Source organism: Sphingomonas sp. BL-S-25 (assembly GCF_055521555.1).
In genome coordinates, this window is the sequence record NZ_CM145486.1 from 403990 (window position 1) to 416332 (window position 12343).

At 68.3% G+C, this 12343-nt stretch carries 11 protein-coding genes; all 11 read right to left on the bottom strand.

The genetic code is table 11. The annotated features are described in order from the left end of the window. Positions 1 to 15 precede the first annotated feature (15 nt). From murB to ACZ1H8_RS02085, 11 genes are read right to left on the bottom strand one after another with little or no spacing between them, the layout of a single operon-like run. Entirely contained in the window at positions 16 to 963 is a 948-nt protein-coding gene (murB, locus tag ACZ1H8_RS02035) for a UDP-N-acetylmuramate dehydrogenase (protein ID WP_465179758.1), read from the bottom strand. Next, entirely contained in the window at positions 936 to 1130 is a 195-nt protein-coding gene (locus ACZ1H8_RS02040) for a hypothetical protein (RefSeq protein WP_110154360.1), read from the bottom strand. Before ACZ1H8_RS02040 ends, murB begins: the two co-directional genes overlap by 28 nt. Further along, the gene (murC, locus tag ACZ1H8_RS02045; RefSeq protein ID WP_465179759.1) at positions 1127 to 2539 is read right to left on the bottom strand and encodes a UDP-N-acetylmuramate--L-alanine ligase; all 1413 of its coding nucleotides are present in this window, start codon (positions 2537 to 2539) and stop codon (positions 1127 to 1129) included. Before murC ends, ACZ1H8_RS02040 begins: the two co-directional genes overlap by 4 nt. Beyond that, positions 2536 to 3699, bottom strand: a complete 1164-nt coding sequence (gene murG / locus ACZ1H8_RS02050) for an undecaprenyldiphospho-muramoylpentapeptide beta-N-acetylglucosaminyltransferase (RefSeq protein WP_465179760.1) — start codon at positions 3697 to 3699, stop codon at positions 2536 to 2538. The genes murC and murG overlap by 4 nt, the downstream gene beginning before the upstream one ends. Next, on the bottom strand, positions 3696 to 4934 hold the full coding sequence (ftsW, locus tag ACZ1H8_RS02055) for a putative lipid II flippase FtsW (RefSeq protein ID WP_219998179.1): 1239 nt from the start codon (positions 4932 to 4934) through the stop codon (positions 3696 to 3698). The genes murG and ftsW overlap by 4 nt, the downstream gene beginning before the upstream one ends. Then, the gene (murD, locus tag ACZ1H8_RS02060; protein ID WP_465179761.1) at positions 4931 to 6214 is read right to left on the bottom strand and encodes a UDP-N-acetylmuramoyl-L-alanine--D-glutamate ligase; all 1284 of its coding nucleotides are present in this window, start codon (positions 6212 to 6214) and stop codon (positions 4931 to 4933) included. Before murD ends, ftsW begins: the two co-directional genes overlap by 4 nt. Beyond that, positions 6211 to 7281 (bottom strand): phospho-N-acetylmuramoyl-pentapeptide-transferase, encoded by a 1071-nt coding sequence (mraY, locus tag ACZ1H8_RS02065; RefSeq protein WP_465179762.1) that lies wholly within the window; start codon positions 7279 to 7281, stop codon positions 6211 to 6213. Before mraY ends, murD begins: the two co-directional genes overlap by 4 nt. Beyond that, complete coding sequence (locus ACZ1H8_RS02070) at positions 7269 to 8648, bottom strand: UDP-N-acetylmuramoyl-tripeptide--D-alanyl-D-alanine ligase (RefSeq protein WP_465179763.1); 1380 nt, start codon at positions 8646 to 8648, stop codon at positions 7269 to 7271. Before ACZ1H8_RS02070 ends, mraY begins: the two co-directional genes overlap by 13 nt. After that, on the bottom strand, positions 8645 to 10060 hold the full coding sequence (locus ACZ1H8_RS02075) for a UDP-N-acetylmuramoyl-L-alanyl-D-glutamate--2,6-diaminopimelate ligase (protein WP_465179764.1): 1416 nt from the start codon (positions 10058 to 10060) through the stop codon (positions 8645 to 8647). Before ACZ1H8_RS02075 ends, ACZ1H8_RS02070 begins: the two co-directional genes overlap by 4 nt. Beyond that, positions 10057 to 11754 (bottom strand): peptidoglycan D,D-transpeptidase FtsI family protein, encoded by a 1698-nt coding sequence (locus tag ACZ1H8_RS02080; protein WP_465179765.1) that lies wholly within the window; start codon positions 11752 to 11754, stop codon positions 10057 to 10059. Before ACZ1H8_RS02080 ends, ACZ1H8_RS02075 begins: the two co-directional genes overlap by 4 nt. Then, a complete protein-coding gene (locus ACZ1H8_RS02085; protein ID WP_465179766.1) occupies positions 11751 to 12311 on the bottom strand; it encodes a hypothetical protein in 561 nt (186 codons plus the stop codon). Before ACZ1H8_RS02085 ends, ACZ1H8_RS02080 begins: the two co-directional genes overlap by 4 nt. Between the last annotated feature and the right edge of the window lie 32 nt (positions 12312 to 12343).

A 12343-nucleotide genomic window follows, 5' to 3' on the forward strand; every position in this document is an offset into this window, starting at 1 on the left:
CGACATGGAGCTTGCTCAAGAACCGACCCTCTCACTGTTCTCGTCGGCGCGCTTGCCGACCCGCTGGATTTCCCATTCGAGCTCGACGCCCGATTGCGCCTTCACCCGGTCGCGAACCTCCTCGCCCAGCGCCTCGATGTCCGCACTGGTCGCTTCGCCCAGATTGAGCAGGAAATTGCAATGTTTCTCGCTGACTTGCGCGTCCCCGCGCCGCAGCCCGCGGCACCCCGCGGCATCGACCAGCGCCCAGGCTTTGTGACCTTCGGGATTCTTGAAGGTCGACCCACCGGTGCGCGACCGAAGCGGCTGAGACTCCTCCCGCGCGGCAGCGATCCGGTCCATCTCCGCCGCGATCGCCTCGGCGTCGCCATGGGTCCCGATGAAATGCGCCGCGACGATCACCGAATCCGCCGGCAGCTCGGAATGGCGATAGCTGAAGTTCAGCGCGCTTGCCGGCAGGGTGCGCAGCTCGCCCTGGCGGTCCACCACCTCGAACATCGACAGCACATCAGCCACCTCGCGGCCATAGGCGCCTGCGTTCATGCGCACCGCGCCGCCCACGGTGCCGGGAATGCCGCGCAGGAACTCGAGCCCGGCCAGCGCATGATCGCGCGCCTTGCTCGCGACCGAGATGCCGGGCGCGCCGGCGCCGGCGCGGATGCCGTTGTCGCGTACGCCGATCTGGGCGAACGCCTTGCCCAGCCGGATGGTGACGCCCGGCTTGCCGCCGTCCCGCACGATCAGATTGGAGCCCAGCCCCAGCGGCCACACCTCGACTGCCGGGTCCAGGTCACGCAGAAACGCGCGCAGATCCTCGACATCGGCCGGCTCGAACAGCCACTCCGCCGCACCGCCGCTCTTGAACCAGACGAGCGGCGCCAGCGGCGCGTTGCGCGTCAGCCTGCCGCGAACCTGGGGAAGATCGACGGTCTGCGTCACTTCATCCCCCACAGCCCGGCCCATTGCTTCCACGCCGCCATGTTCGCCTCGGCAGCCTTCTGCCCGGCCTCCTGGAACGCCGTCATCTGGCGCCCGGCATCGAGGAACTTCTGAGCGACGTCCATCTGGGCATGCTGTGCGCGCAGCATCTCGCGCTGCATCTCGATTGCGGTCGTGAAAAAGTCGCTCATGCTGCCACCTTTGCCGTCTCGATCGCGCCGGCCAGGCTGGCCGCCCATTTCGTGATGTCGCCCGCGCCCAGGCACACGACCATGTCGCCGGGCTGGATCACCTCCGCCAGCGCCTCGGCCAGTGCCGGCAGGTCGGCGACGGTCGATGCGGCGCGGTGGCCGCGGCGCTTGACGCCCTCGACCAATGCCTCGGCATCGACACCCTCGACAGGCTGCTCGCCCGCGGCATAGACCGGGGTGACATAGACCATGTCGGCATCGTTGAACGCCTGGGCGAACTCGTCCATCAGATTGCCGAGCCGCGAGAAGCGATGCGGCTGCATCACCGCGATCACCCTGCCCTGCGCACTCTCGCGGGCCGCGGCCAGCACGGCGCGGATCTCGACCGGGTGATGGCCGTAATCGTCGATGATCGTCGCCCCGCCGGTCTCGCCGACCTTGGTAAAGCGCCGCTTGACCCCGTCGAACCGAGCAAACCCTTTCTGGATCGTCGCGTCGGGAATGCCGAGCTCCAGCGCCACGCCGATCGCGGCCAGCGCGTTCTGGACATTGTGGCGGCCGGGCATCGGCAGATCGATCCCCTCGATCGAACGGGTCGTGCCGTCGCGGTGGCGGATGATCGCCTCGAACCGGTTGCCGCCCGCATGCGGCGTGACGTTCACCCCGCGCACATCGGCGCTGGCGGCAAAGCCATAGGTGACGATGCGGCGGTCGCGCACGCGCGGGATGATCGCCTGGACCTCGGGATGGTCGAGGCACAGCAACGCCGCGCCATAGAAAGGGACATTCTCGACGAACTCGACGAAACAGTCCTTCACCTTGTCGAACGAGCCATAGTGATCCAGATGCTCGGGATCGATGTTGGTGACGACCGCGATCGTCCCGTCGAGACGCAGGAAGCTGCCGTCACTCTCGTCGGCCTCGACCACCATCCAGTCGCTGTCGCCCAGTCGCGCGTTCGAGCCGTACTGGTTGATGATGCCGCCATTGATGACGGTCGGGTCGACGCCGCCCGCATCCAGCAGCGCCGCGACCATCGAGGTGGTCGTGGTCTTGCCGTGCGTGCCGGCGACCGCGACGGTCGACTTCAGCCGCATCAGCTCGGCCAGCATCTCCGCCCGGCGCACCACCGGGATGCGACGCTCATAGGCGGCCTCGACCTCGGGATTGCCGCGCTTGATCGCGGTCGAGGTGACGACGACCGCCGCCTCGCCCAGATTCTCGGCCGCATGGCCGATCGCGATCGCGATGCCGCGCTTGCGCAGCCCCTCGATCACATAGCCTTCGGACACATCCGAACCCTGAACCTGATAGCCGAGATTGTGCATCACCTCGGCAATGCCCGACATGCCGATACCGCCGATCCCGACGAAATGGATGGTGCCGATATCGGTGGCAACGCCCTTCATGCGGCGAATTCCTTGCTGGCCGTCTCGGCCTCTGTCTGGGTGGATGCGGTGCGTGCGCCGGCCGCGGGTGCGCCGATCGATTCGACCAGGTCGGCCAGGTCGCGCGCCGCGGTCGGTCGACCGCAGCTCCTGGCGCCGGCCGCAGCGCCCTGTAGCGCAGCGGGGTCCAGGCCAAGCGCCTGGATCTGCCTGGCCAGTTCGACCGCGGTGAAGCTGGGCTGCGCGATGGTGCGCGCGCCGCCGGCATTGGTGATCTCGCGCGCATTGACCGTCTGGTGATCGTCGGTCGCGCTGGGCAGCGGGACCAGGATCGCCGGACGCCCGGCGGCGGTCAGTTCGGCGATGGTCGACGCGCCGGCGCGGGCGATCACGAGATGCGCCCGCGCCAGGTGTTCGGGCAAATCGGGCAGATAGGTCGCAATCTGCGCCGGGATCCCATGCGACTGATAGCTGGCGCGCACCGCGTCGACGTCTTCGAGCCGCGCCTGGTGCGTCACCTGCATCCGGCCGCGAATCTCCGACGCGAGCAGCGCAAGTCCATCGGGTACGACCTTGCTCAGCACCGACGCGCCCTGGCTGCCCCCGGTGACGAGCACGCGAAAGCTGTCCTGCGCCTCCAGCGGCGGATAGGGCCGGTCGCGCAGCGCCAGCACCTCCTCGCGCACCGGATTGCCCGTCAGGTGAGTCTTGGCCTGCCACCCCTGTTTGAGCCGTTCGACCTCGCCATAGCTGGTGGCGATCGCGCTCACCCGGCCGGCGACCAGCCGGTTGACCCGACCCAGCACCGCATTCTGTTCATGGACGATCGTCGGCACGCGCCGCGAAAAGGCGGCCAGCAGCGCCGGCAGCGCGGGATAGCCGCCAAAGCCGATCACGCAGCTGGGTGACAGGTCGCGGTACAGCTTCTTCGCCATCGCCCGCCCGGCCATCATCTTGCCGGCGGCCTTGAACCAGCCCAGCGGTCCGCCGCCCAGCCGACCGGCCGGCAGGACATGCGTCTCGACTTCCTCGAACAGCCCCGGAAAGCGCACGCCGCGATCGTCGCTGATCAGCGCGACCCGGTGACCGCGCCCCATCAGTTCGGCCGCAAGCGCTGCCGCGGGCACCATGTGCCCCCCGGTGCCGCCCGCCGCCAGAACATAGGTACGCGTCTTCGTCATGTGCCGCTCCACCGGACAGTATAAGGAGAGCGCTTCAGATACGGGTTCCGCCGCGTGAAAGCGAGCAGAAGCCCCATGCCGATGGAAAGCGCCACCATCGACGAGCCGCCATAGCTGATGAACGGCAGCGTCATGCCCTTGGACGGCGCCAGCCCGGTATTGACCGCCATGTTGATGAACGCCTGCACCCCGAACTGCGCGACCAGCCCGGTCGCCGCCAGCAGCTTGAACGCATCCTCCTCGTCGATCAGCTTCAGCAGCACGCGCAGGATGATCGCCACATAGAGGATCGCGATCGCCCCGCATGCCAGCAGGCCGAATTCCTCGCCGATGACCGAAAAGATATAGTCGGTATGCGCCTCGGGCAACTTGAACTTTACCTGGCCGCTGCCCGGACCGGTCCCGAACAGCCCGCCCGAGGTCAGCGTCTGCTCGGCCATGTTGGTCTGGTAATGCTCGGCCAGCGCCTTTTCCTTGGTCGGCCACAGGAAGCTGTCGATGCGAATGCGGGCGGTCGAATAGAAGAAATAGGCGGAGACCACCCCGGCCAGCGCCAGCCCGCCCAGCGCGGCGATGATCGCGGGCGAGATGCCGGCGACGGTCAGCAGGATGATCCAGACGATGCCGAACACCATCGTCTGTCCGAAATCGGGCTGGATCATCAACAGGACGGCAACCACCGCGGTCAGCGCGCCGGTAATGCCCAGCATCAGCGTCATCGGCAATTCGCTGTCACGCGCGCGCAGCGACAGGATCCATGCCGTCGACACGATGAACAGGGGCTTCAGGAATTCGGATGGCTGCAAGTCGGAAAAGCCCAGGCTGATCCAGCGCCGCGCACCGTTCACCTCGCTGCCGACGAACGGCAGCAGCGCCAGCAGCACGATGCAGATGGCCGCGCCGATCAGCGCCCCGCGCCTGGCAAGCGTCAGCGGCACCATCGACACCAGGATCATCACCGGCACCGACAGCGCGACCCAGATCAGCTGCCGCCAGAAATAGAACATCGGCGCGACGACATGCGCGCCGTCCGAATAGCGCCGCGCCGTCGCCGGCGAGGCGGCGGCGACCGCGACCAGCCCGATCGCGATCAGCAGGAAGACCAGCAGCATCAGCACCCGGTCGACTTCCCAGAACCACATGCCCGCCCGCGTCTGGCTGGCGCGGCCCAGTTGGGTGCCGACCCGGCGGCGGACGCGCGGTGCCTCGGGAACCTCGACCCTGTCCTCGCTCACGCCAGTGACTCCACCGCGTCGCGAAACGCCTGCCCGCGCGCCTCATAATCGCGGAACTGGTCGAACGAGGCGCAGGCCGGCGACAGCAGCACCGTATCGCCCGGCTGCGCATGCGCCGCGGCGCTGCGCACCGCGACGTCCAGCGTGCCAGCGACTTCGACGGGCATCTCGCCGGACAGAAGGTCGGCGAACATCGTCGCGGCGTCGCCGATCGTATAGGCGCGCACGACATGGCCGAAGCCCGGCCGGCACGCGTCTAGATCGTCGGTCTTCGCCTTGCCGCCCAGGATCCAGTGGATCCGCGGATAGGCAGCCAGCGCAGGCGCGGTCGACTCCGGGTTGGTCGCCTTGCTGTCGTTCACGAACAGCACGCCGTCGCGCGTCGCCACCCGCTCCATGCGGTGCGGCAGGCCGGGGAAGCTCGCCAGTCCGCGGTCGATCGCGGCGCGGTCGATGCCCAGCGCCTCGCACGCCGCGATCGCCGCCAGCGCATTCTGCGCATTGTGCGGCCCCTGCAGCGCCGGCCAGTCCGACTGGTCGATCTCCGGCCGCGCAGGAAGCGCGATCACGTCCCCTGCCCGATCCTCACCCAGGCCCGCAGCGATCGCCGTCGACGCGGCATCGCTGCCGATCACCGCGGGATGGCCGGGCGACTGCATCGCGAACAGCCGCGCCTTGGATGCGGCATAGCCCGCGAAACCGTTATAGCGGTCGAGATGGTCCGGGGTGATGTTCAGCAACAGCGCGACATCGCAATCGAGCGTGACGGTCAGGTCGATCTGATAGCTGGACAGCTCCAGCACATAGACGCCGCCTTCCGCCAGCGGCTCCTGCGCCAGGATCGGAATGCCGATATTGCCGCCCGCCAGCGACGGCAGCCCGGCGGTGCGACAGATATGGTCGATCAGCGCGGTCGTGGTCGACTTGCCGTTGGTGCCGGTGATGCCGACGACCCGGTGCGCGGGCAGCGCGGTACGCGCCTGGGCAAACAGTTCGATATCGCCGATCACCGGCACGCCCGCGGCACGCGCGCGATCGGCGATCGGATGGCGGTTCAGCGGAATGCCGGGCGACACCACGACCGCGTCGAACCCCACCAGGTCGATCTCCAGCGGATCGGCGAGCGCGACGCCGCTCAGTGCGCCGCGCGCCGCCTCGTTCGAGTCCCAGGCGACCACCTCGGCGCCGCTCGCGCGCAGCGCATCGACGGTCGCGACACCGGATCGCGCCAGGCCGAGCACCGCATACCGCTTTCCGCGAAAGAACGGGCTCGTGATCACCGCAGCTTCAGCGTCGCGAGTCCCGCCAGTGCGAGCACGAACGAGATGATCCAGAAACGGATCACCACGGTCGGCTCCGACCAGCCGAGTTGCTCGAAATGATGATGAATCGGCGCCATGCGGAAGATCCGCTTGCCGGTCCGCTTGAAGAAGAAGACCTGGATGATGACGCTCAGCGCCTCCATAACGAACAGGCCGCCGATGATGCCCAGCACCAGCTCATGGTGCGTGACCACCGCGATCGTGCCGATCGCGCCGCCCAGCGCCAGGCTGCCGGTATCGCCCATGAACACCGCGGCCGGCGGCGCATTGAACCACAGGAATGCCAGCCCCGCCCCGACCATCGCGCCACAGAACAGCGCCAGGTCGCCCGCGCCGGGAACGTGGGGAATGCCCAGATAGGTCGCGAACACCTTGTTGCCTGCCAGATAGGCGATCAGCATGAACGCCATGCTGGCGATCACCACCGGCATCGTCGCCAGCCCGTCCAGCCCGTCGGTCAGGTTGACGGCATTGCCGAAGGCGACGATCGTGAAGGCGGCGAACAGGATGTAGAAATAGCCCAGGTCCGGGTGGATCCAGCTGAAGAACGGCACATAGAGCTGCGTCCCGTTCAGCGACACGATGATCCAGCTGGCGACGCCCGCGATCAGGAACTCGCCCAGCAGGCGGACCTTGCCCGAAACGCCGGCCGTCTTCTGCTTCCGAACCTTGTCGTAATCGTCGAGGAACCCGATCATCCCGAACCCGAAGGTCACGAACATGCAGGCCCAGACATAGGGATTGCGCAGGTCCATCCACAGCAGGATCGCCAGCATCAGGCTGGTCAGGATCATCAGCCCGCCCATCGTCGGCGTGCCACGCTTCGCCAGATGGCTCTGCGGACCGTCGTCGCGGATTGGCTGTCCCTTGCCCTGGCGCACGCGCAGCCAGCCGATGAACTTGGGCCCCAGGATCAGCCCCAGCACCAGCGCAGTCGCAACCGACCCGCCAGTCCGGAAGGACAGATAGCGGAACAGGTTGAGGATGCCCGGAAACCCGAGCCACTCCGCGATCAGATAGAGCATGTTTGCCTTTCCGACAGCGCTGCGACCACGCTCGACAGCCGCACGCCGTTAGACCCCTTTACGAGAACAGCGTCATCCGCCGCGAGCCTTTCGAACAGGCGATCGCGGGCAAACGCCGCGTCGGGCACATGGACGAAATCGATATGGCCCTCAAGGGCATTCGCGAGCGGTTTCATCAGCGGGCCGACAAGGATCGCAAATTCGACACCGGCTGCCGCTATCGGCTCGGCAAGCTCTGCGTGGAACGCGTCCGAATGGTCGCCAAGTTCCCGCATTTCGCCGAGCACGGCCAGCTTGCGGCCCTTTTCCTGACTCAGCACCTCCAGCGTCGCGCGCATCGACGCGGGATTGGCGTTATAGCTTTCGTCGATCACCAATGCTTCGCCGCCATCGACCGCGGTCAGGAACCGCTGCCCCCGCCCGGGCAGTCCGCCCAGCTCGGCCAGCGCCAGTCCCGCCCGCTCCAGATCGCCGCCCAGCGCGTCGATCACAGCGAGCAGGCCCAGTGCGTTCGACACCCAGTGCGCGCCCGGCGGCGCAACGGTGAAGCTCAGTTCTCGCCGGTCGAGCTTCGCGGTCACGAACGTGCCGCCGGTGCGCGTGCGCATCGCCTCGATCGCGCGGACATCGGCGCCCTCGCCCATGCCGAAGGTGACGATCCGCCCGGCATGGCCGGTGGCCGCCTCGATCAGCCGATCGCGATGCGGGCTGTCATAGGGGATGACCGCGGTGCCGCCGGGTTCGAGTCCCTGGAAAATCTCGCCCTTGGCATCGGCGATGCCCTCTTCGCTGTCGAAGAAGCCCATATGCGCCGGCGCAATCGTCGTGACCATCGCGACATGCGGCCGGACGAACCGCGTGAGCACGGCGAGCTCGCCGGCATGGTTCATGCCCATCTCGAACACGCCGAAGCGCGCGTCGCGCGGCATACGCGCCAGACTCAAAGGCACGCCGGTATGATTGTTGTACGACTTCACCGACCGATGCGCGCGGTCGGGCTCCAGCCGGTCGAGTGCCGCGAACAGCGCTTCCTTGGTGCCGGTCTTGCCGACCGATCCGGTCACGCCGATCACCTTGCCCTGCATCCGCGCCCGCGCCGCGATACCCAGCGCTTCCAGCGCCTTCATCGTATCGGGCACCAGCACATGCGGGTGCTGCGTCGGGACCGACACGACCGCCCCCGCGGCACCGGCCCCGAAGGCCTGATCGAGATAGCGGTGGCCGTCGGTCGTCTCGCCGACCATCGCCAGGAACAGGTCGCCGGGGCCGACTTCACGCGAGTCGAATGTCACTCCCGAGACTTCGAACGCCGCACTTGCCGTGCCCCCCGTGGCGGCGGCGACCTCCGCGGAGGTCCACAAGGTCACGCGGCGCACTCCCGCGCCACCGTAACGTCGTCGAACGGCAGCACGCGGTCGCCGACGATCTGGCCCTGCTCATGCCCTTTGCCGGCCAGCAGCACGATATCCTCCGCCTCGGCCATCTCGATCGCCGCGGCGATCGCCTCGCGGCGGCCGCCGATCTCGATCGCGCCGGGCGCACCCTTCAATATCTCCTGGCGGATCGCCGCCGGATCCTCGGTGCGCGGATTGTCGTCGGTGACGATGACCACGTCCGCCCCCGCGGCCGCCTCGCGGCCCATCAGCTCGCGCTTGCCGGGATCGCGGTCGCCGCCGGCGCCGAACACGAGGATCAACCGCCCGCTGGTATGCGGCTTCAACGCGGCGATCGCCGCCTCCAGCGCGTCCGGGGTGTGCGCATAGTCGACATAGACCGGTGCGCCCTTCTGGGTGATGACCGCGCGCTCCAGCCGCCCGCGCACCGGCTGCAGCCTGCCGAGGTTCGACAGCGTCGCGGCGACGTCGCCGCCGGTCGCGATAACCAGTCCCGCGGCCATCAGCGCATTCGCCGCCTGATAGGCACCGATCAGCGGCAGGTTCACGCTGAAGCTGCGCCCCTCCGCCTCGATCGTCAGCCCCTGCCCCAGCAAGGTCGGATCGCGCCCGACCAGGCGCAGCGTGTCGCCATGCTCGCCGACCGTGATCATGCGGTTGCCACGCACCCGGGCAATGTCGATCACCCGCTCCGAATGCGGATCGTCGACCCACACCACCGCGGTCCCGTCGGCATCGAGCACGTCGGCGAACAGCCGCAGTTTGGCGCACAGATAGGCGGCCATGTCGCCATGATAGTCGAGATGGTCGCGGCTGAGGTTGGTGAAGGCGGCGGCCCGGACCGGCAGGCCCTCGGTGCGATATTGCGACAGGCCGTGCGAGCTCGCCTCGAAGGCGACATGGCTCACGCCCTCGCGCGCCAGGCCGGCGACGTTCGACAGGAAGGTGACGATGTCGGGCGTGGTCAGCCCGGTGGTGACCGTGTCGTCGGCCGTCGTGACGCCCAGCGTCCCGATCGACGCGGCATGATAGCCGCTCATCCGCCACAGCTGACGCGTCATCTCGACGGTGGAGGTTTTGCCGTTGGTGCCGGTCACCGCGACCGCGGTGGCCGGAAACGGCGCGAAGAAGGATGCGGCCAGCCGGGCGAAGCGCTCGCGCGGATTGTCGTCGGCGACATAGGCCGCGCCGGTCACGTCCAGCCCCGGCCGGGCGACGATCGCCGCCGCCCCTGCCTCGATCGCGGCGGGAATGAACGACTCGCCATTGACCCGCGCACCCTCGAACGCGCCGAAGATGGTGCCGGGCGCGACCTTGCGATGATCGATGGCAAACCCCGTGACGACCGTCTCACCGCCCCCGTCGATCAGCTGTTCCAGCCTCATTGGCCGCCATGCTCCTTCGGGTTCTTCCAGATCAGCGGCACCAGCTGCGACAGATCGACGTCACGATTGGCGTCGGGGGCGACCCCCAGCAGCGCGCCGGTGCGCGCGACGACGCGCTTGACTACGGGGGCAGCGGTGAAGCCGGCGGTTCGCTGCCCGAAGGTCTGGGCATTTCCGATGGGTGAGTCGAGCATGGTCAGCACCACATAGCGCGGCTTGTCCATCGGGAAAGCCGCCGCGAAGGTCGACACATTCTCGCTGCGCGAATAACCCGAGGCACCCGGCTTCTCGGCGGTGCCGGTCTTGCCGCCGACGCGGAAGCCCGGTGCGTCGGCATTGCGCCCGGTGCCGTTGGTGACGATCAGGCGCAGCAACTCGCGCATCTGCTTGCTCGTCGCCTCGGAAATGACGCGGCGGCCCGGGCCACGCTTGGCAGGATCGACCTTCATCAGGGTCGGGTCATGCCAGACCCCGCCATTGACCAGCGTCGCATAGGCACAGGCCAGATGCATCGGCGTCACCGCGATGCCGTGGCCGAACGCGGTGGTCAGCGTGGTCGAGCGCCCCCAGTCGCGCGGCCACAGCGTGCCCCAGCGCTCGATGCCGATGTCGAGCGGCTTGTCGAACTGCATGTCGCGGAAAATCTTCTCCAGCGGCTCGCGGCCCATCAGGTCGGCGATCCGCGCGGTGGCGATGTTCGACGAATAGATCAGCGTCTCGGGGATGTTGAGGAAGCGGCGCTGAGGGTGATCGTCCTTAATGCTGAACCGGCCGATCCGCACGGGTTCGGTCGCATCGAACCTGCGCGCCATCGAGGTGACGGTCCCGCTCTCGATCGCCGCGGCCATCGCGATCGGCTTGAACGCCGACCCCAGCTCGTACCGGCTCTGGGTGACGTTGTTCGCCGGCGCGGCGGTGCCGATGGCGTTGGGGTTGAAGCTGGGCAGCGACACCATCGCGACGATCTCGCCGGTATCGACGTCCATGATCACGCCCGCGGCACCCTTGGCCTGAAGGCTGACCATCGCCGCGCCCAGCTCGTTCTCCAGCGCCGCCTGCACGCGCAGGTCGAGCGCGAGCGCAGTCGGCACCGCGCGCCCCTCATGACTGTTCAGCCGGGCGTCGAGTGTCTTCTCCATGCCGATGCCGCCATGGCCGTCGGACTTCACATAGCCCAGCACATGCGCCGCCAGCTGGCCCTGCGGATACAGCCGATCGGGCTCGCGCATCATCTCGATGCCCGGCTCGCCCAGCGCGTTCACCGTCTTCACCAGTTCCGGGCGCGCGCGGCGGCGCAGCCAGGCGAAGCTTCCGCCGGAATTCAGCAGCGCATAATATTGTCCCTCGCTGCGCTCGGGGATCAGCGTCGCAAGCTGCTTCGCCAGGTCGGCCTTGTTGCCGATCACCTGATTGGGATGAATCGCGATCGACCAGCCGTCGATCGTGCGCGCCAGCGGCTCGCCATTGCGATCGACGATGTCGCCGCGCGCGGGCAGCAGCCGGTCGGCGGTGTTCGCGGCGATCGCCGGCGATGCGGCGAAGGCAAGCCATGCCAGCCGGCCGACGACGAACAGCACCGCCGCGCTGAAGATCAACGCCAATATGACCAGGCGCACCTGGGCGACCGCGACGACCGATTGCCGGGCCTCGCCCGACCCGCGCGCACGCGCGGACGGCGCAAGGATGACGGTCAACGCAGTGCCCGCTTCTCGGACACGGCGCCGCGGTCGAGATCCGCCAGCGTTGCGCTGCTCAGCATCGCGACCCGGGTGACGCGCGGGGTCGGCGCCGGGCCTGTAGCGGCGGCGACGCGTGCGCGATCGACCTTGGCCACTGCCGCCGCAACTGCGGGCGCCGCCTGGAGCCGCGGCTTGGCCGCCGCCGCCACACCGGTCGACACCGCCGCAGCCTTCACCGTCGGCGCCGGCACATCGACCTGTGCGGTCTGCACCACCGCCGGCTGGACGACCGCCGCCGGGCTGGTGATCGAGGCGTTCTGGATCTTCGCATCCGGCGCCTGCTCGTGGACGTCCAGGCTGGCCAGCTGCGTCTCGCTCGCCAGATAGCGCGCCGCGTCGGGCGCGCCATAGGCGACTGCCTCGCCGCTCGCGCTCCAGGTCTGCAGCTGCGCCATGCTCGCCCGCGCGCTGAACTCGGTCTCGAGGCTACGAATGTCCCTCTTCGCGTCGATGATCTGGGTCTCGACCGACCTCAGGCGTGCGCGTTCGGCCGCCCCGTAAGTTGTCGTCATGTATCCGCCCACGGCAACCGAAACGCTGGCTG